A 20640-nucleotide genomic window follows, 5' to 3' on the forward strand; every position below is an offset into this window, starting at 1 on the left:
CTTCGGGAGGGCGGCCCTCGGCGAGGGGCGCACCCTGCCGTCGGACCGGGGCAGTTACCCGGCGTCGGTGTCGGACGGCTTGACCCAGCCCCGATCGCGGGCGAGCAGGGCCGCCTGGAAGCGGGTCCTTGCGCCCAGCGTCTCCATGATCGAGCTGACATGCTTCTGCACCGTTCGCCGGCTGGTGCCCAGTGCCCTGGCGATGGATTCGTCCTTCAGCCCGCTCGACATCAGCAGCAGGACCCGCTGGGCGCGCTCGTCCAGCTCGGCCGGGCGCCCGGGATCGGCGAGCGGCCCCATCGGGACCGCGCGTATCCAGATGCTCTCGAAGAGCGCGATCAGGACGTCCAGGAGCGGTGAGGGGCGGACGATGAGCGAGCCGGCCCCGGGGTCTTCGGTCCGGAGCGGGACGAACCCGATGGTGCGGTCCATCAGCAGGAGCTTCATGGGCAGTTCGCCGATGAGCCGCGCCTCTTCGCCGAGGGCGACGCTGTCCTGGGCCACTCCCAGCGTGAACGGGTCGTCGACCGCCCTGCTGTCGTAGACGGTCCGGTAGTGGACGCCCCGCCGGATCCCCTCGCGTTCGCTGCGCAGTACCTGGTCGACGTCCTGCCGTCGGCCGGGCACGACGTACGGGGGCATGGTGAAGACGGAGAGTTCCCGTTTCGCGCTGTCCAGCAGATGCGCGTAGTGCCGCAGCACCTGGCGTTCGCCGACCACGACCTCCAGCAGGTCGGCAGGCGCGCCCCGGCCGCCGAACTCGCGGTAGCGGCTCTGCAGTTCCTTGGCGTACAGGCGGACCTGGGCGAGTTCGTCGCCCCGCCGCAGGACAAGGGAGTCCAGGGCCAGCTCCGGGGGCCGAGCACTGTACTGCGGGGGCTGGGTGGGAGAGCGCACGATCAGGAACTGGTCCTCCAGCAGGACCAGCGCCTCGCCGACGAGAGAGAGCGGGATGCCGACGTCCTGCGCGACAGCGGTGGACGTCTGGCCGGTGCCGGCCTCCACCAGGAAGACGTACACGCGCTCGGCCACAGGTCCCAGACCGAGAGCGGCGAGGCCGGGCCGCGACTCCGGGGTGAACAAGGGGCCTCCATGGCTGCACGTGCGGGCAGCAGATCCGATCCCTTCCGCTGCCGCCTCCCTGATTCGGTGCATAGTACAACGGAAGCACCCGATGTCCACCCCCCTGTCCGCTCCCGGCGTCGCGCCAGGTTCCGGGAAAGGCTGCTTCTCATCTGCGCACCTTCCCGTATCCGAAGTTCATCGACCTTGTGACGGTCGGCGGAGGAACAGAGAGTGAACTCCGCCGCCCACCATCGCGGTCGTCGCCTCCCGCGTACTTCACGAAGATCTGGGGTCCCCTTCCCATGCGCAGACGCATTCCCATACGTGTCAGAGCGGCCGCGGTGGCCATCACCGCCGTCGCCCTGCTGCCGGCCCAGGCGGCCTTCGCCGCGCCGCAGACCGCCTCAGGCACGCATGTTTCCGCCAAGCCCCGGGTCGCGAACGCGCCCGCGGCCGGCACCGCCCCGTCCACCGCCCGGGCCTGCGACAAGCCCAAGCCAGGTCAGATGTCCTGCTTCGCCTTCCGGCGCACCGACGTCAAGGGCATCAAGGGCCTGCTCGAGGTCGACACCGTCCCGGCCGGCTACGGCCCCTCCGACCTCCAGAGCGCCTACAAGCTCCCCGCCAACGGCGGCGCGGGCCAGACCGTCGCCATCGTCGACGCCTACGACGACCCCAACGCGGAGGCCGACCTCGCCGTCTACCGGCAGCAGTACGGACTTCCTGCCTGCACGACCGACAACGGGTGCTTCACCAAGGTCTCCCAGCGCGGCGGAACCGACGACCTGCCCACACCCGACCCGGGCTGGTCGCAGGAGATCTCCCTGGACCTCGACATGGTCTCGGCGGCGGCGCCGAACGCCCACATCCTCCTGGTCGAGGCGGACACGCCCAGCACCGACGACCTGGGCACCGCGGTGAACGAGGCGGTCGCCCTCGGCGCCAAGTACGTATCCAACTCGTACGGGTCGAACTACAGCGCGGCGCCCGGCAGCGGCGAGGACGAGTCGGACCTGCAAGCCGACACGCAGTACTTCGACCACCCCGGGGTGGTGCTCACCGCCAGCACCGGCGACAACGCCTATGGCGTCGGGTACCCCGCCGCTTCCCCGCATGTGACGGCCGTCGGCGGAACCTCACTGGTCGCTGACAGCAGCGCGCGCGGCTGGACCGAGTCGGTCTGGCACGGCTCCACCCAGGGGCCGGGCAGCGGCTGCTCGACCATCGAGCCGAAGCCGGCCTTCCAGAAGGACACCGGCTGCGCCCACCGCACCGTGGCGGACGTCTCCGCGGTCGCCGACCCGGCCACCGGAGTCGCGGTCTACGACTCGTACCAGGTCAGCGGCTGGCTGGAGTTCGGCGGGACCAGCGCCTCCGCGCCGATCATCGCGAGCGTCTACGCCGACGCGGGCACGCCCGCCGACGGGACCTACCCCAACTCCTACCCGTACCAGAACACCTCCGCGATCAACGACGTGACGACCGGCTCCAACGGCAGCTGCGACCCCGCCTACTGGTGCACCGCGACGGCCGGCTACGACGGCCCGACCGGCCTCGGCACCCCCGACGGCCTCGCAGCCTTCCGCACCGGCCCGCACGGCACCGTGTCGGGCACCGTCACCAGCCAGACCGACGGCGAGCCGCTGGCCGGCGCCACGGTCACGATGGGCGACTACACCGACACCACGGACGCCACCGGCGCCTTCAGCATCACCGCGGCGCCCGGCACCTACACGGTGCAGGTCAGTGACTTCGGCTACGGCACCCAGACCCGCACCGGCATCAGCGTGACCGACGGCGGCAGCGCCACCGAGAGCTTCTCGCTCGACTCGCTGCCCACCTCCACGGTCAGCGGCACCGTCACCGACGGCTCCGGGCACGGCTACCCGCTGTACGCGAGGATCACCGTCGACGGCATGCCGGGCACGGTCTACACCGACCCCTACACCGGCGCCTACAGCGTCAAGCTGCCCAAGAACACCGACTACACCCTCCATGTCGCCGCGACCGAGGCCGGCTACCAGGCGACCGACTCGTCGGTCTCGGTGGCGGACGGGGACGTCACCGACGATGTCGCCGTGCCCGTCGACGCGACCGGCTGCACCGCCGCGGGGTACACCCGGAAGCACGATGGCGCCAGGCAGACCTTCGACGCCACCACGGCACCGGCCGATTGGACGGTCACCGACGCGACCGGCAACGGGCCGTGGCGGTTCGACAATCCCGGCGCGCGCGGCAACTGGGCCGGCGGGGACAGCTCCGGCGGCTTCGCCGTGGCCGACAGCCGGTTCGTCGGCACCGCGGCCATGGACACCTCACTGGTCAGCCCGGTTGTCGACATGTCCGACGACGCCGCCCCCGCCGTCGAGTTCAACTCCGACTACGCCTCCACGCTCAGCAACTCGACCGCCGACGTCGAGGTGACCACCGACGGCGGCCAGACGTGGTCCAGCGTCTGGCACTACGACACCAACTTCGCCCTGGACCACTTCGCGGTGCAACTCCCGCAGGCCGCCCACAAGTCCGCGGTTCAGGTCCGGTTCCACTTCACCGGCAGCAACGCCCTCTGGTGGGAACTGGACAACGTCTTCATCGGCGACTCCGGCTGCGTGCCGATCCAGGGTGCCCTCGTGCAGGGACAGGTCACCGACACCAACACCGGCAAGGGCCTGGCCGGCGCCCAGGTCGAGGTCGCGACGGACCCCGCCACCGACGCCCAGACCCTGGGCACCACGGTGGACCCGGCACTGCAGCCCGGCTTCTACTCGACGTTCGTCCCGGCGACCGGAGCGCAGAACGTCACCGCCACCAGGGCCGACTACAGCTCCGCGAGCGCCTCGGTGACCCTGGCGGCCGACAAGGCGGTACGGCACGACTTCGCGCTCAAGGCCGGCCGGCTGGCCGTCACTCCGGGCTCGGTGAGCAAGTCCCTCGCATGGCAGGGCAAGACCACGGTCAGCCTGACCGTGACCAACAACGGCACTGCCACGGCGAACGCCGAACTCACCGAGCGGACGGGTGCCTTCACCGCACAGGCGACGGGCACGGGCCCCGCTCTCCAGCGGGTGCCCGGCAGCTACTCGCCCTACTCCGCAGCGAGGACCGGCCAGGGCGGCACCACCAAGACGGCGGACCTGCCGGTCCGCCCGGCGGCAGCCTCCGGTGAGCCCTGGAGCCCCATCGCGGACTACCCGGTCCCAGTCCAGGACAACATGGTCGAGACCTACCGAGGCAAGGTCTACTCCATCGGTGGCCTGTCCGACACCGGCATCCTCAACTCGGTGTACGTGTACGACCCCGCCACCGGGGCCTGGACCACGCACGCCGCCGCTTCCGACGGCCGCTACGCGGGCGCGCACGGCCTGATCAACGGAAAGATCTACGTCGCCGGCGGATGGCAGGCCGGCGGGGGACTGGACCCCAGGCTGGAGATCTACGACCCGGCCACCGACAGCTGGAGTACCGGAGCCTCCGCCCCGCACCCCCTGGCGGGAGCCGCCAGCGCCGTGCTCGACGGCAAGCTCTACGTCGTCGGCGGCTGCGGGGAGAGCGCCTGCGGCAGCGGCCAGGTCTCGGTCTACGATCCGGCCACGAACACCTGGAGCTCAGCACCCGACTATCCCGAGGCCGCAGCCTGGGGTTCCTGCGGAGCCGTGAACGGCATCCTCTACTGCGCGGGCGGCAACCAGGCCAACGGCACGGCGGACGCCTTCTCCTTCGACCCGGCGCAGCACGCCTGGGCGAAGATGCCCAGTCTGCCGATCGACCTGTGGGGATCCGCCTATGCGTCTGCGAACGGCAAGCTGCTGGTCTCCGGTGGCATCACCGGACACAGCACCGAGCGCACCAACGCCGGCTACGCCTACGACCCCGTCGCCGGCAGCTGGAGCGCACTGCCCAACGCGATGAACGCCGTCTACCGCGGTGGCAGCGCGCTGGGCGTCTACCAGGTCGGCGGTGGCCTCGGCGGCCTCAACCCGCCGGTCACCTGGGCCGCGGTACTCCCCGGCTACGACCAGGCCGAGGCGACCGGCGTCAGCTGGCTGAGTGAGAGCGCCAGCAAGATCTCGCTGGCGCCGGGCGAGACCGGCACGGTGACCGTCACCCTCGACGCCGCGACCATCACCCAGCCCGGCACCTACACCGCCTCGCTCGCCCTGGTCAGCGACACCCCGTACGGGCAGGCACCGGTCCCGGTCACCCTGACCGTGGCTGCGCCGTCCAGCTGGGGCAAGCTCACCGGCACCGTGTACTCCTGGAACGGCTCCGTGGCGGCGCCGCTGGCAGGCGCGACGATCCAGGTCAACGGCGCCCTCGACAGCTGGACGTTGCGGACGGACAGCAACGGCCACTACTCGCAGTGGCTGGACCAGGGCAACAAGACCCTGCAGATCGTCGTCGCACGGGACGGCTACCAGCCGCTGGTGCTGAGCAGTTCGGTGACCGCAGGCAAGACGACGACCTTGAACGCCACGCTCGTGGCCGTCGGCGCGGCCAAGGGCGCCAGCACGGTCGTCGCCACGGTGGCGAGCACCCCGTACGGCCACGTGCCGCAAGTCGCCGTGACAGTCACCGGTGTCGCCTCCCTCATCCCGACGGGACAAGTGACGATCAAGGAAGGCACGACCACCCTCGGCAGTTCGGCCCTGACCGCCGGCGGCGCAGCCACGGTCTCCTTGCCGCGCACGCTCAAGGTGGGCACGCACTCCCTCACGGTCTCCTACGCGGGCGACAGCCGGCTCGAAGGATCGGTCACCAGCGTGCAGCTGGTCGTGACCAAGGGCACCGCGGCTGTCGTCAGCGGGGTGCCGGCCACGTAGGTCACTCGCGCCGCTCCAGGCGACCGCCTCCGCACGTCCGGCATGATCGGTACGTCGCACGGGTGTCCCGTGCGACGTACCGCCATGTGCGAACCGCAGGCGGTGCCACACCGATCCGTTGACCGGAAAGTCATATGCGGCGCGGTACGGCTCCGTCCTGCCAGCGGTAGAGGTCGCGCAGCAGGGAGATCTCGGCGCCGTGATGGATCAGCTCCCTGTTGACGTGCAGGACGATGCCCTCCATGGGAAACCGCTCGGGACCCGCCGGGGGCGGATTCTCCAGGTCGGCGTCCGAGAGCTCGCGGACCCCCGCGTTCCATCTCCCGTACATCTCATCGAGCTGTTTCAGCGCCTCGTCAGCGGTCCCCGCGTAGGCGAATGTCCGGGAGCCGACGTCCTGGCCGCCGAAGTGCCATCCGACCCGGTAGCCCAGGCAGGAGACGATGATGTGCGCCAGCCGCCAGGCAATCGTGGTCACCGGCGCCGGCACCGGGTCAGGGGACGCGGAGTCCATCGTCCATTCCCCCGAACCTGCCGACGTCGGTGCGGCCGACGTGCCACGTGGGCGGATGCTCCAGCAGCCACGCACCGGCTCCCAGAAGTACTCCTCGTCGGCAAGACCGTGCAGCCGCGGCCGCAGGTTCTTGTGCCAATGCCGGTCCAACTGGTCCGCGATGCGCTCGCTTCTCGTCATTTCCGCACACTACGTGCAGGCGGACAAGGACGCCCTCCTGCCCGAGCAGTACAAGGAGTCCCGGGAGGACCGGCCGTTGGCGAACGACATCAGGAATCAGCGGAAGGGGACAGGCGGTTCGGACAGAGCGGCCTTGGCCTTCCTGGTGGCATCATCCGTGAGTACTTCTGGTGAGTTGGTCTTCAGGGCTTCGACGGTCTGCTCGGCGACGTCGGCGGGCTCGATCTTGGGCGCGTCGGTGAATGCGGCGAGGTCGGTGTCCACGAAGCCGGAGTGCACGCCGATCACCAGGGTGCCCTGGTCACTCAGGCCCTGGCGGGTCGCTTCGGTCAGCGACCATTGCGCGGCCTTGGAAGCCGCGTATCCGGGCCAGTCCGGCCGTCCGACCCATGACGCCACGGAGAGCATGTTCACCAGGGCGCCGCCACCGTTGCGGGCCAGGACGGGTGCGAACGCGCGGGAGACGGCCCAGGTCCCGAAGAAGTTCACGTCCAAGGCCTGGCGGGCGCCGTCGAAGGAGCCCTCCAGCAGTGTCCCGTCGCCGAACACCCCCGCGTTGTTGATCACGATGGTGGCGTCGCCGGCGGCCGCAGCGGCGGCTTCGACATCCTCGGGCTTGGTCACGTCCAGGCGCAGTGGGGTCACGCCTTCATCGGTGACGGTCGACGGATCGCGGGCGCCCGCGTAGACCTTCGCAGCGCCGTGCTTCAGCAGCACGCGTGCGAAGGCTCTCCCTATGCCGCGGTTCGCTCCTGTTACCAGGCATACAGAATTTTCGACCTCCATCGCTGACCCCTTCTGCCTCAGGCATGTGGTCTCGCGGACGCCGACTGCGCCGGCCCGGGCACCCGGTCCGCCCTACGGCGCACCCGAGCCCCCTGGCCCCTGGCCCCCCGCTGAATCCCTGCCGACAGCAGATGCGTCGACGCGCTGCGCGGCCCTGTGTGGCGCCCTCTGTTCCCCCGAGCGCCACTCGTCCCAGCATAGATCTGCCCTGGTGGTATTGCCCTGCGAGGTCGGGGACGCGGGTGGCGGGTGGTTGGCCTTTGAATGCGGTGTGTACGCGGTGGTGGTCGTAGGTGTGGAGCCACCAGGACGCGTGCAGCGCCCCGCCGTGTCATCGGCGGGGCGAAGCAGTACCGGGAGTCAGCCGGCGGCATCCGTGGCGGACCGGGGGCGCCGCGAGCCGGGTCACCCGGTGGGGACGGGCTCCGAGGTCGTCGCCACGGCGGGCGTCTCCGCCGCCTCACCGCGGCTGTTGGCGGCTCGCAGGGCCACGATCGCCGCGGCGAAGAGGAAGAAGCTGCTGACCAGCAACGCCCGGGAGAAACCCGAGGTGAGGGCCTCGGGCATGGGCGCCTGCTCCGCGACCAGATCCTCGGTGCGCGACGTGGCGACCGCGGAGAAGATCGCCAGCCCGAGCGCCCCGCCGATCTGCTGCGAGGCGTTGAGCAGCGCCGCGGCGAGCCCGGCGCGCTCGGGCTCCACGTTTGCGTTGGCCGCGGTGGTGATCGACACGAAGGCGAAGCCGAGACCGAAGGAGGTGACCATCAGCCCGGGCAGCAGGTCGCCCAGGTAGTGACCGTCCACCGGGATGCGCGACAGCCAGAAGATGCCGCCGCCGGCGAGCAGCAGCCCGACGATCAGCAGTGGCCGCGTCCCGATCCGCGGGATCAGCTGGGACGCGATGCCCGCCGCCATGCCGACACCGACGCACAGCGGCAGGTAGGCGGAGCCGGTCTCCATCGGTGAGTAGCCGAGGACGTTCTCCATGTAGAGGCTGAGGAAGAAGAACATCGACAGGAACCCCGCCACGGCGACCAGTTGGGTGAAGTCCGCGGCGCCGAGCCCCTTGATCCGGAAGATCGACAGCGGCAGCAGCGGGTCTTTGACGCGCTGCTCGTTGATCAGGAATGCGCCCGTGATCACCGCGGCGCCTGCGAGGCCGCCGAGCGTACGGGTCGCACCCCAGCCCACGTCCGGCGCCTTCACCAGGGTGAAGACGAGCAGCAGCACGGAGCTGGTGACCAGCAGGGTTCCGAGGATGTCGAAGTTCGCCGGCCGCGAGGTGCGCCGGTCGCCCTCGACCAGCAGGAACAGCCCGGCGATCACCAGCACGCAGACCGGGACGTTGACCCACATGACCCAGCGCCAGCCGGGTCCGTCGGTCAGCAGTCCGCCGAGGAGCACACCGGCCGCTGACGCACCGCCGGCGACGCCGCCCCAGACGCTGAGCGCCTTGGTTCTGTCACCGCCCTCCTTGAACATGGTCGTCAGGATGGACAGGGCACCTGGAAGCATCAGGGCGGCGCCCGCGCCCTGCGCGAGCCGTGCGCCGATCAGCATCCCGGAGGAGTTCGCGACCCCGCCGATGACCGAGGAGAGCGAGAACAGCACGGTCCCCGTCACCACGATGCGGCGCCGTCCGAGCAGGTCCGCGAGCCGTCCGCCGAGCAGCATGAAGCCGCCGTACGTGAGCAGGTAGCCGCTCGGCACCCACTGGAGGTTCTGGACGGAGAAGTCCAGGTCGCTCCGAATGGCCGGCAGGGCGACGTTGATGATCGAGGCGTCGATGAAGTCGAGGAACGCGATGGCGCACAGCAAGGCCAGCGTGAGCTTGCCGCGGCCCGTCGCGAGGAAGGACTGTCGGGCGTCCTTTACTGCCATGGGAGGTATGCCTTCCGGAACATGGTCTTCGCTACGCACGCGGGGGCAGGGCGGGCGCGGCGTCCAGCAGCGAGGGGGAGGACCCGGGCAGCGCCACGGGCGCTGGGGTTGCCGCGCTACGCCGCACCCGACCGGGGCTCCCCTTCGTGTGCCGATTACGCGGTCAAAGAGGGGACCTGGACCGCGGACCGTGACATCGCGGGCCGGCGATATGGGCTACATCACATCCGCGGGATTCATGTCACATTCCGAGGCGCCCGGCGCTCGGGAAGGGCCACCACCCGCTAAATGAACGCCGCCCTGGACCAGTTGCGCGCTGAGGGCGCCTGGGTCCGCGAGGAGGGCATCACGCGGCTGTCGCCGTTGGCCCATCACGCGGCGGTTCAGTTGGTGGTGCGGGCGGCGGCGAGGATGAGGGCGGTGACGGCAGCGGGGTGGGAGATCGGTGCGGCGTGTGAGCTGTCGATCTCGACGGTGTGGGCCGCGGCGCGCTTGGCTTCGAAGCGTTCGAGGTCGGCGCCGAGGGTTTTGTCCTGGCGGGCGATCAGTGCCCAGGTCGGGATGGTGTGCCAGGCCGCGGCGGTGGCGGTGGCGGTGAAGGCGGCAGCGTCGATGGGGCGTTGTTCGGCGGCCAGGAGGCGCGTGCGGGCGGCGGGCAGGTCCGCGGCGAAGACGGCGCGGAATTGGGCGGGGTCGATGCTGAGTTCGGCGCCCTGGGCGCCGTCGGGGTCGGTGTAGGGCAGGGGGCGCAGGGCGGGGGTGAGCTGGGAGTCGGTGGAGCGGGCGGCCAGGGCGCCGAGGTTCTCGCCGGTGTCGGGCATCAGGGCGGCGATGTAGACCAGGGCGGTGATGTGGGGGTTTCCCGCTGCGGCCTGGGTGATGACCGCGCCGCCGTAGGAGTGTGCGACCAGGACGACGGGGCCGTCGATGGAGGCCAGGAGGGAGGTGAGGCGGGCGGCGTCCTGAGACAGGCCGCGCAGGGGGTTGGCGGGGGCGATGACGGTGTAGCCGGCGGCTTGCAGGGTGGTGGCGACGGCGTTCCAGCCCGATGCGTCGGCGAACGCGCCGTGCTCCAGCACGATGGTCGGCTTGGCGGTGGTGCGGGCGGGGCCGGCGGTCGCCGTGGTGAGCGGTGCGCAGGCCAGGGCGGTTGCCAGGGAGAGCGCGGTGATCGCGCTGCGGCGGCGTGAGGTGCGGGGCATGGTGTTCTCCTGTTGACCGGGGGTCCCGCCGCCGGTGGCGGCGGGACTACGGGAGCGGGGGGTGTCAGGCGTTGATGAAGGCGAGGAGGTCGGCGTGGAAGGCGTCCTTGAAGGAGCCGACCAGGCCGTGCGGGGCGCCGGGGTAGACGCGCAGGGTGGCGTCCTTGAGGAGTTCGGCCGAGCGCAGGCCGGCGGCGCCGATGGGGACGATCTGGTCGTCGTCGCCGTGGGCGACCAGGACCGGGATGTCGATGCTCTTGAGGTCGTCGGTGAAGTCGGTCTCGGAGAACTGGGCGATGCAGTCGTAGGCGGCTTTCAGCCCGGCCTGCATGCTGATGCGCCAGAAGTCGTGGCGTACGCCCTCGGAGACGGTGTGGCCCTCGCGGTTGGCGCCGTAGAAGGGGATGGCAAGGTCGGCGTAGAACTGGGCGCGGTCGCGCGCGACGCCGTCGCGGATGCTGTCGAAGGCCGAGCGGGGCAGGCCGCCGGGGTTGGCCTCGGTCTGGAGCATCAGCGGGGGGACGGCGCCGAGCAGGACGGCCCTGGTGGTGCGGGCGGTGCCGTGGCGGCCGAGATAGCGGGTGACCTCGCCGCCGCCGGTGGAGTGCCCCACCAGGACGGCGTCGTGCAGGTCGAGGTGTTCGATGAGCTGGGCCAGGTCGTCGGCGTAGGTGTTCATGCGGTGGCCGGTCCAGCCGTTGTCGGAGCGCCCGTGGCCGCGACGGTCGTGGGCGATGGCGCGGAAGCCGTGCTCGGCGACCAGCCGCATCTGCTCGGCCCATGCCTCACCGGACAGCGGCCAGCCGTGGCTGAACACCACGGGCCGGCCCTGTCCCCAGTCGGTGTAGTGGATCGTGGTGCCGTCGGAGACGGTGAACGTGCTCATCTGGGTTCTCCTTGCAAGGTGGCGGGAATCGGTCCGCTGTGTGCGAACGGGCGGGCGGCGCGGCTTACAGGGAGCGGCGCAGGAAGGCCAGCGCGGTGTCGGCGACCTGCCGCCAGCCGGCGTCGATGGTGAGGGAGTGCCCGCGTCCGGGCACCGCGACGATCTCGGTGACGCCGGGGTTGCGCGCCTGCTTGGTGTAGCCGGCCTGGGCGATCGCGGGCGGTACGGTGTGGTCGTGGTCGGTGGTGATCACCAGCAGCGGGCCCCGCCCGGGGTTGCCGGTGTCGACCTTGGCCTCGGTCCACGGGTTGATGTTGGCGGTGGCCGCCTGGAAGATCGGCTTTCCGGCACCCGGCACGCAGTAGGCGGTGTACAGCTCGTGCGCCTCGTCCTCGGTGACGGCGTTGGCGAAGGCGTACCGGAACTGGTCGTAGGTCAGGGGCACGGCCCGGTGCAGGTTGGCCGGATTTCCCAGGACCGGCGCAGAGGAGCGCAGCGCGGCGAACGGCAGCGGCAGGACGCCGCGGAAGGGGGCGGGGCTGATCGCGACGGTGGACCGGGACAGGCCACGGCCGGCGAGGATCTGCACGAGCAGTCCGCCGAAGGAGTGGCCCACCAGTGCCGGGGCGCGTTCCAGACGGCCGACGAGGTCGGCCAGGTGGTCGGCGATCTGCCCGACGCTCTTGCCGGCGAACACCTGCGGGTGGGCCTGGGCCTCGTCCACGCTGTCGGGGTCGTCGGGCCAGCCGAGCAGGACCGGCGCGTAGCCGGCGTCGGCGAACAGGGCAGCCCACCGGTCCCAGCTGCCCGGCAGCAGCCACAGGCCGTGCACGAACACCACCGGCGGCCGCCCCGAGGCATTGGCCCGGGTGATCTGTTCGAGGTCATGGGTGAAGGTCATGCCCCGGACGTTAGGAAGGCGATGACTGCGCGGGCATCAGTCGGCTGACCGTGCCGCCGCCCGGAAGTCTTTGGGCAGCACTCCGTAGGCGCGGTGGAAGCGGCGGGTGAAGTAGCTCGGGTCGGTGAATCCCCAGGTGCGGGCTATCGCGGCGATGGTGCGGTGGCGTTTGCCCGCGGCAGCCAGGTCGCGGCGAGCGCCCTCCAGCCGCTGGGCGATGATCCACTGCTCCAGGCTGATGCCGCCGGCGCGCAGCAGCAGGTACAGGGAGCGCTGTGACAGGTGGTGGACCGCGGCCAGGCGCGCAGGGGTCAGGTCGGGGTCCGTCAGGTGCTGCCGTGCGTAGGCCATGATCCGGGTGAGCTGCGTGTCCGCCCGCACCGGGCGGGCCAGCTTGTCGTCGGCGGCGGCCGACACGACGAGCGCGCGCAGCAGTTCGACGGTCGCGGTGGCCAGGGCGGGGGCTCCCGGGTCGTCGGACAGCACCGGCGCCTGGCGGATCAATGTGCCCAGGTGGTGCTGGACCAGCCCGTACAGGGGGGATGTGTGCAGCAGCGGGGTGGCGCGGCGGGCCAGGTCGACCGGCACGCCGAGCAGGTCGTAGCTGACGTTGAACGCGCTGGAGCCGCCGTTGCCGGGCCAGTTCACCTCGTACGGCGACGTCAGGTCGTTGATCATGAGGTCGCCGGTGCGCACGACCTGCTGGTGGCCGCCCTTGTCGTAATGGGCCAGGCCGTGGGAGTGCATCGCCAGCGCGAGCATCTCGGGCTGGTCGTCGCCGCGCAGGTGCTTGGGGGTGCGGGTCTGGCGCAGGCTGGTGGCCTGGGCGGTGACGAGCTTGCACGGTCCGATCGACCACAGGTGCATCGAGGCGTGGACCTCGCCCGCGGGATCCTGGTGCACGATCCGGGAGGCGACGCAGCCGGCCGTCAGCGCGGCGGTGACGGCCTCGGCCCGGTCCCGGGCGGCGACCTGCCGGGTGTCCACGAGGAGCACAGTCCCCACCCCTTCCCATGCGTACGTCCATTCCTGTGCGCTGAGAGTCGATTATCACCCGCCGTGATCAGCGATCGTCGACCCCGGTGCCGAACAAGGCAGCAGGTGACCGCACAGCCAGAGGGGGCCGGGAGATGGAGGAGCTGCACGGCCGGCAGGCCGAACAGGCGCGACTGGCGCAGTTCGTCGGCGCGGTCGGGCGCGGCGCCGGGGCGCTGGTACTGCACGGGGAGGCGGGAATCGGCAAGTCCGCGCTACTGGACACCGCGGTGCGGCAAGCCCGCACTAGCGGGCTGACGGTCCTGGCAGCCCACGGGATTCCCGCGGAGGCCCGGCTGCCGTTCGGGGCTCTGCACCAGCTGCTGTGGCCGCTGCTGCGCGACGGGGCACTGCCCGCCAAGCCGCGCCAGACCCTGAAAGCCGCCCTCGGCCAGGCCGGCACGGTCGTCCCGGACCTGTTCGGGGTCGCGTTCGCGGCCCTGGACCTGCTGGTGGAGGCGGCCGGGCTGAACCCGCTGCTGGTGGTCGCCGAGGACGCGCACTGGCTCGACCGGCCCAGCGCCGATGTCATCGCCTTCGTCGCCCGGCGGCTGGCCGGCGAACCCCTCGCCGTCCTGGCCACGGTCCGCGAAGGCCACCACGATCCGTTCGCCGACACAGGCCTGCCCGAGCTGCGCCTGGGACCGCTGCCCGCCGACGCCTCCCGGCGGCTCCTGGAACAGCAGGCCGGCGACCTGCCGCTCCGCATCCGGGACCGGATCCTGCAGACCGCCCGCGGCAATCCCCTCGCCCTGCTCGAACTGCCCGCCGCCGTCCGGCAGTCCGACGGAACCGATGGCCCCCTGCACTCCCATCTGCCGACCAGCGCCCGGCTGGAGCGGGCCTTCGCCGCCCGCCTGCCCGACATCCCCCCGGCCACCCGTGCGGTCCTGCTCGCCCTGGCCGCCGACGGCGGCTGCCGCCTGCCCGAACTCCTGGCCGCCGCCGCCCGGATCACCGGCGCCCTACCAGGAGTGGAGGCCATCGAGCCGGCGGTCGCCGCGGGCCTGGTCACCGCCGACGGTCCCGCCGTGCGGTTCCGCCACCCCCTGGTGGCCTCCGCGGTCTACCAGAACGCCGCCCTGACCGAACGTATCGCCACCCATGCCGCGCTCGCCGCCGTCCTGGCCGCCGAACCCGACCGGGCCGTGTGGCACCGTGCGACCGCCGCCATGGGCCCCGCCCCGCAGATCACCGACGACCTGCTCGCCTTCGCCGACCGCGCCGTCGCCCGCGGCGCCCTGTCGGTGGCGGTCGACGCCCTGGAACGCGCCGCGACCCTGGCCCCCACCGACGCCGACCGGGCCGCCCAGCTGCTGCGCGCCGCCGAACTGGCCTGCAACCTGCCCGACCGCAAGACCAAGACCGCTGCCCTGCTCGACAGCACCCGCCTGATCGACCTGGGTGCCAAGGACCAGGCCCGCCGCGCCCTGCTGGAAGAACTCGCCGGTCTGCGGCCCGCCGATGACCCGCTGTTCACCCGCACCCTCGTGGGCCATGCTCTCGCTGCCCGACAGGCGAACGAGCTCGAACTGTCACGAAACCTGCTGTGGGCTGCGGCTCTGCGCTGCTGGATGCACAGCAGCTCCGCCGAGCTGCGCTCCTGGTTCGCCGCCACCGTCGCAGACCTCGACCCCCGCATGGAGGACTGCAACGCCGTCCTGGTCCTGGCCTGCCTCCAGCCGATCGAACGCGGCCGGGCCGTCCTGGAACGTGCTGCCCGCATCCGCGAGCAGTCGCCCTTCGACCCCCTGCAGATGAGCCACGCTATCGCCATCGAAGGCCTCCTCGGCGAATACCCCTCCGTTGCCGCCGCCATGGCCGCGACCGCCTCCCACATTCGCGACCAGGGCCGCGCCATGATGCTCGCCCGGTTCCTGAGCGTCTGGGCACGCGCCGACATCTGGGTCGGGCAATGGGACCGCTCCCTCGACAACAGCCGGGAATGCGAACGCCTGGCCACCGCCATCGACGAACCCGTCTGGCGGCTGATGGCCCTGGGCCACCGCATCACCATCGCCGCCCACCGCTCCCAGCACGACGAGGCCCAAGCTCTCGGCCAGGAGATCCTCACCGACCGCCACCTCACCCCCTACCTGCGCGCCGTCGCCCACCGCGCCCTGGGCATCAACGCCCTGACCGCAGGACACGCCCACGAGGCGTTCGACCGCCTCGCCCGCCTCTTCGACCCCACCGACCCGGTTCACCACTACAGCATCGAACTCTTCACCATCGCCGAACTCGCCGACGCCGCCCGCACTGCCGGCCGCGTTCCCGAAGCCCGCCGCATCCTGGACCGCCTCGAACCCCTCACCGCGCACACCACCGCAGCCGCGTTCCGCATCTCCGTCAACCACGCCCGCGCCCACCTCGCCCCCGACCACCAGGTCGAAGCCCTGCTGACCACGGCACTCGCCGCCCCCGGCCTGGCCGACTGGCCCTACCATCGCGCCCGACTCCACCTCACCTACGGCCAGCACCTGCGCCGCACCCGCCGCACCACCGAGTCCCGCCCCCACCTGCGACTGGCCCTCGACCTCCTGCAACCCCTCGGCGCCACCTACTGGGCCGGCCAGGCCCGCAGCGAACTGCGCGCCACCGGCGACCCCTCACCCGAGACCGCCCCCGGCCCTGCCACCCTCACCCCCCAGGAGGTACGTATCGCCCGCCTCGCCGCCCAAGGCCTCACCAACCGCGACATCGGCCGGCACCTCCACATGTCCCACCGCACCGTCGGCGCCCACCTCTACAAGATCTTCCCCAAACTCGGCATCACCTCCCGAAACCAACTGCCCAAAGCTCTCGACGCGTAGAAGCCACCACCACGCAGCACGTCTCCTCCAGCGCGAGGCCCAGCGGCTCCGCCGAAGAGAGGGGGACGAGCGGGTCCGCGGCGCCGGTGTGGATGTCGTGGGGCCTGTTCCAGGCGGGGGCCTCGCGGGGTCGGACCGTGTTGTAGTCGCGCCGGTCGTCCTGGGCGTGCCCGACGAGGTCGAGGGCGTATGGGATCTCCTCAAGGAGGAACGGCTTCTCGTACGTCAGGGAGCCGGAGCCGCGCTCACGTCAGAGTCCTTCACACAGCAGAACCCGCAAGAAACGACTCCTGCCACAACGTCCGACGCGCGACAACACCACCGACGCGACAGCCGTGTGATCCGCTGCGCCACGACGAGGGACACGACCGCGTTCCGCAGACCGGTGTGGTCCGGTACGGTTCGGACAGGCGGCTCGGGGCGCACCTCCTCGGTGTCAACTCCCGTACCGCAGCACGCTGTCCAGTCCGTTCCCGGGGGTTACGAAGTGGCACAGGAACCGTGGGCCGAGCTGGGGGAGACCGTCAGCGCCATCCGCTCCGAGCTACAGGCCGCCCTGGAGGAGGGCCGGGACGAGGCCGTGCGGTTCACCACCGGTCCCGTAGAGCTGGAGTTCACCGTGGAGGTCCGGAAAGACGGCGGAGCCAAGGCCAAGGTGTTCGTGCTGCCCTGGACCGTGGAGGCGCACGGATCGGCCGGCGCAGCGCAGACCCATCGCGTAAAACTCACGCTGCAACCGGTGAACGACCAGGGCGGCGATCTGAGAATCGCCGGCGAGTCCGCCCAGCGCCCGCTGTGACCGCTTCGGCGGACCGGCAGCTCAGCGGATGATCGACGGGGCGGCGGATGGACGAGGCGAGGGTCGTCGAGATATGGAACCCGGCCAGCCGGCATACCGGCAGCGGCTACGTTCTCGGTGACGACCTGGTGCTGACCTCCTGTCACGTGCTGGAGGGCACACAGGTAGGCGGTGCGGTCGAGATACGGCAGCTCGGCGAGCTGGGACGCACGGAGTGGCTGCCCGCTGACGTAGTGTGGCTGCCAGAGCTGCCCGGCCCGGTGCTGCCCGCAGACGCCGACGCGGCGCTGCTGCGGATCAATGCCGCGCAGTGGCGGCCGCCGCCCGGCCCGCCGGTACGCTTCGGGCGCATTGTGGGCCGCGACCGTGTCCCGTGCCTCGGCCTCGGCTTCCCCGACGCAGCCAGACGCTCGGCGCACGAGCGGGACACGATGCCGGTGCGCGGCCATGTGGACCCGCTGCACGCCATGAAATCCGGACTGCTCACGGTGCACGTCGACACCGGCATCGTGCCGGGGCGGGCGGGGTGGCGCGGCGGCTCGGGGACGGCGGTCCTGTGCGGGCCGCATCTGGTGGCCGTCACCCGGGCGGAGAAGGCTGTGGCCCCCGGCGTACTGGACGCCGTCCCGGTCACCGCCCTCGCGGAACTGCCCGGGTTCCGGCAGACCCTGGAGACGTACGGCGTCCACCTCGTCATCGAGGACATCGGCGGGCCGGCGCCCGAGCGGCGGACCGGCCCCGGACTCGTGACGGTCAGCATGCCGCCGCCGACCTGGCGGCACCGGCTGCGGGACGTGCCGCTGTCCGCTCTGGGCGGTGCGCTGACCTTTCTGCTGTTCGCCCGGCTCGGCCCGAGGTCCACCGGCCTCGCCTGGACGGTCGGCTCGTTCTTCGCGGGCATCGTGGCGATGTGGTCGATAGCGCGGTTACGCTCCCCGCACCGTACGCCAAACGGCAGGGATGCCGCCCTGGCCGCGCTGTCCGATGCCGTGCTGGGCGAGGTGACGCGCCGGCGCCGGCAGCTGCTGGGCGACGACACGAAGGCGATCAACGTCACCTTCAGCACCGTCCTCCAGGGCGGTAGGGATGCCGAACGGGCATGGCCCAGAGGGGACTTCGCCGGTGTCGCCGACTACGTGGAGGCGCTCGTGCCCAGGCGGCTCGTCATCACCGGCGGGCCGGGCGCCGGTAAGACCCTCCTCGCTTACGAACTGGTCCACCGACTCCTCGACCGCTTGGACGGCGAAGGACCGGTCCCAGTGCCCATGGGCCTGCCGGGGTGGGACATCACCGTGCCGTTCACCGACTGGTTCACCGAGCGACTGGCCCGTGATTACCTGGGCGGCTCCGACACAACGGCACGGCAACTGCTGGCGACCGGAAGGGTCATGCCGGTCCTGGACGGCCTCGACGAGTTGGACCCGCCGGGTGGCGGCCGGTCCAGGGCGGCCGCCGTCCTCGTCCAGCTCAACCGGTTCGAGGGGCCGTTGGTCGTGACCTGCCGGAGCACCGAGTACGAGGGGCTCAGCCGGGCTGGCGAGCGCCTGCTGGACTGCGCCACGGTCCGCATCGAGGCCGTGGGCGCCACGGACGGCCGGCGTTACCTGGTCGAGCGGGCGTTGCACCAGGCCCGGCTGCGGGCGATCGAGCAGGAGCTGTTCGCCCCTGGAACGGCCACCGCCGCCGCGCTGACATCTCCCTGGATGCTCACGCTGGCGTCGCTGGTGTCCCAGTCGGAGTCCGGAGCCGGCCAGCTCGGCTCCTTCGCGGGCGTTCCGGACTCCGCACAGGCCCGGCAGGATGTGCGTGCTGCGCTCCTGGAAGCGCTGATCCCCACCGTGTGCGGCGCTGACCCGGCGGAGCGGCGCCAACGGTACGAGGCGCGGGACGTGACCCGGTGGCTGAGCCTGCTCGCGGCGAGCCTGCGCGGGGGCACCGCGGCACCGACCGACGGCGGCGGCTTCACGTCGTCGCGGGACTTCGAGGTCCACACCCTGTGGCCGGTGGCGGGGCCGCGTGCCGCGCGCTACGCCGCAGTGGCAATCACCCTGGCCTGCTGGCTGCCCGCCCTCGCCCTGCTGGCTCTCTGCCTGCGCCGCAACGGCGCGCTCCCTCTTCCAGGAGCGGTGCTGCTGGCCTTGCTGACCCCGGCACCGATGGTCGCCGCCTGGGAGGCGCGGGGCCGCCACGTACAGCCCCGCCGGATGCTGTTCCAGCGACTGCGCGGCAGGCTCGGCTGGAACCGGGTGGCGCTCGGCACCGTACTCGGCGGGGTTCTGATGCTGCCGCTGGCGCCGCTGTTCGGGCAGGGGTTTGCGCTGGCCGCCGGCGGCGCGTTCGCGTTCGTCTTCGGCTTGGGCCTGGCTCTCTCGGTGCGGGCCGACGTCGACCGGGGCCGGCTGGTCGTCGCTGCGGCGCCGACCGCTCTGGCCGTCATGGCGCTCGCCGGCTCCACGGCCGGCCAACTCGGCGACTTCGTGGGGCTCGCCGCCGGCTGCGGTGCCGGGGCGATCGGTCTGGTGGTGGGGGTACGAGCGGGGCTGCGGGCGGCCCGGAACAAGGGCGGGGGAGACCCCGATCCGGATCCGCCGGGCGTGCCCACCCCGCTGTCCCCGCTGCGCAACGATGCGTTGGCCGGGCTGGTCGCGGGCGCCGTGATGACGGGCGTGGCGCTGTACGCGCTGCTCTTCGTCGACTGGCTGTGGGTGCCGTGGCCGTTGGCCGCCGCGACGGCCGCGGCCTGCGGCCTGGCCGCCGGCCCCGGTTTCGTGGCTATCACCACCCGCCAGTACCTGGGGGTGATCGCCGCGACCAGGGGCCGACTGCCGTGGCACCTGGCCGCGTTCCTGGGCTGGTGCCACGATCACGGCCTGCTGAGGTCGGCCGGAACGGCGTATCAACTGCGCCACGACGAACTGCTCGCATGGCTACAGCGTTACGACGTGGTGCGAGCCGAACGGCGTGGGGCCGCGGGGTGAAGCACTCGGCCTCGGTTCCACGCCGGCCATCGCCGAATCGCTCCACGCGGGCGGCCGGATCTGGTCCACGCACTCCGCAGCTCCCGAACGTCCCGCCCCCCACGGCAGCGCGTATGTCGCGTTTGTTCAATACTCCTCCGGCCCGGGCCGCCTAGCGTCGCTGCCATGTCGCATCTGTCCAACGCTGCCGAGGCCATGGCCGCAGTCGCCCGCACCATCACCGACGACCAGCTCGCCGACAAGACTCCGTGCACGGAGTACGACGTGCGGGCACTGGTCAACCACCTCCTGTTCTGGGGCCCGTCGCTCGCCGGCGGCGGGCGCAAGGAGTCCGTTCCGCAGCCGGCGGCCGCCGAGTCCGATGTGGACCTGGCGGCCGGCGACTGGCGCGGCCGCCTGCTCGCCCTGCTGGACGACATCACGTCGTCGTGGGCGCCGCCGAGCGCCTGGGAGGGCGAGACGAGCATGGGCACGCCGCATACGCTGCCCGCGTCCGTCCTGGGCGACATGATCGTCGGCGAGCTGGCCTTGCACGGCTGGGACCTGGCGGTCGCGACCGGACAGCGGCTGGAACTGCCCGCCGACCTGCTGGCGCATCTGCACCACACGGTGTTCGCCGGCGTGGAGCAGGGGCGGGAGATGGGCATGTACGGACCGGAGGTGGCGGTACCGGCCGACGCACCCACCTTGGACCGCATCCTCGGCCTGACCGGCCGTGATCCCGCCTGGGCGTAGTCTCCGACCGGTGATGCCGGTCGCATCGGGCGCGAGCTGTCGAAG

13 protein-coding genes are annotated in these 20640 nt (G+C 71.7%); 5 read left to right on the top strand and 8 right to left on the bottom strand.

Annotation, left to right across the window (positions count from 1 at the left end):
• Nucleotides 1–54: 54 nt before the first annotated feature.
• Complete coding sequence (locus NFU81_RS00395) at nt 55–1083, bottom strand: helix-turn-helix transcriptional regulator (RefSeq protein ID WP_251483539.1); 1029 nt, start codon at nt 1081–1083, stop codon at nt 55–57.
• A 323-nt stretch (nt 1084–1406) separates the two neighbouring features.
• Between NFU81_RS00395 and NFU81_RS00400 the strand changes: the two genes are divergently transcribed.
• Nucleotides 1407–5885 carry a carboxypeptidase regulatory-like domain-containing protein gene (locus NFU81_RS00400; RefSeq protein WP_251483541.1) on the top strand — a complete coding sequence of 1493 codons (4479 nt, stop codon included), beginning with the start codon at nt 1407–1409 and terminating at the stop codon, nt 5883–5885.
• Nucleotides 5886–6015: 130 nt separating this feature from the next.
• Here NFU81_RS00400 and NFU81_RS00405 read toward each other — a convergent pair whose 3' ends face one another.
• The 7 genes from NFU81_RS00405 to NFU81_RS00435 all read right to left on the bottom strand — a co-directional run bounded on the left by NFU81_RS00405 (nt 6016) and on the right by NFU81_RS00435 (nt 13231).
• Nucleotides 6016–6579 (bottom strand): DinB family protein, encoded by a 564-nt coding sequence (locus tag NFU81_RS00405; protein ID WP_251483543.1) that lies wholly within the window; start codon nt 6577–6579, stop codon nt 6016–6018.
• A gap of 96 nt (nt 6580–6675) precedes the next feature.
• Complete coding sequence (locus NFU81_RS00410; RefSeq protein ID WP_251483545.1) at nt 6676–7365, bottom strand: SDR family oxidoreductase; 690 nt, start codon at nt 7363–7365, stop codon at nt 6676–6678.
• 405 nt (nt 7366–7770) lie between these two features.
• The gene (locus NFU81_RS00415) at nt 7771–9246 is read right to left on the bottom strand and encodes an MFS transporter (RefSeq protein WP_251483548.1); all 1476 of its coding nucleotides are present in this window, start codon (nt 9244–9246) and stop codon (nt 7771–7773) included.
• Between the two features lie 383 nt (nt 9247–9629).
• The gene (locus tag NFU81_RS00420; protein WP_251483550.1) at nt 9630–10448 is read right to left on the bottom strand and encodes an alpha/beta fold hydrolase; all 819 of its coding nucleotides are present in this window, start codon (nt 10446–10448) and stop codon (nt 9630–9632) included.
• Between the two features lie 64 nt (nt 10449–10512).
• Nucleotides 10513–11334 carry an alpha/beta fold hydrolase gene (locus tag NFU81_RS00425; protein ID WP_251483553.1) on the bottom strand — a complete coding sequence of 274 codons (822 nt, stop codon included), beginning with the start codon at nt 11332–11334 and terminating at the stop codon, nt 10513–10515.
• A gap of 64 nt (nt 11335–11398) precedes the next feature.
• Complete coding sequence (locus NFU81_RS00430; protein WP_251483556.1) at nt 11399–12235, bottom strand: alpha/beta hydrolase; 837 nt, start codon at nt 12233–12235, stop codon at nt 11399–11401.
• 36 nt (nt 12236–12271) lie between these two features.
• Nucleotides 12272–13231 carry a helix-turn-helix domain-containing protein gene (locus tag NFU81_RS00435; RefSeq protein WP_251483559.1) on the bottom strand — a complete coding sequence of 320 codons (960 nt, stop codon included), beginning with the start codon at nt 13229–13231 and terminating at the stop codon, nt 12272–12274.
• Nucleotides 13232–13365: 134 nt separating this feature from the next.
• On the opposite strand from NFU81_RS00435, the gene NFU81_RS00440 reads away from it, so the two are divergent.
• The 4 genes from NFU81_RS00440 (at nt 13366) to NFU81_RS00455 (ending at nt 20595) form a co-directional block, all read left to right on the top strand.
• Complete coding sequence (locus NFU81_RS00440) at nt 13366–16083, top strand: helix-turn-helix transcriptional regulator (RefSeq protein WP_251483563.1); 2718 nt, start codon at nt 13366–13368, stop codon at nt 16081–16083.
• 487 nt (nt 16084–16570) lie between these two features.
• Nucleotides 16571–16882 (top strand): trypco2 family protein, encoded by a 312-nt coding sequence (locus NFU81_RS00445; protein WP_251483574.1) that lies wholly within the window; start codon nt 16571–16573, stop codon nt 16880–16882.
• 47 nt (nt 16883–16929) lie between these two features.
• Nucleotides 16930–19860, top strand: a complete 2931-nt coding sequence (locus NFU81_RS00450) for an NACHT domain-containing protein (RefSeq protein WP_251483575.1) — start codon at nt 16930–16932, stop codon at nt 19858–19860.
• 165 nt (nt 19861–20025) lie between these two features.
• Nucleotides 20026–20595 carry a TIGR03086 family metal-binding protein gene (locus tag NFU81_RS00455; RefSeq protein ID WP_251483577.1) on the top strand — a complete coding sequence of 190 codons (570 nt, stop codon included), beginning with the start codon at nt 20026–20028 and terminating at the stop codon, nt 20593–20595.
• The last annotated feature ends 45 nt before the right edge of the window (nt 20596–20640 follow it).

The sequence above is a fragment of the Actinacidiphila cocklensis genome (assembly GCF_907177275.1).
GTDB lineage: Bacteria > Actinomycetota > Actinomycetes > Streptomycetales > Streptomycetaceae > Actinacidiphila > Actinacidiphila cocklensis.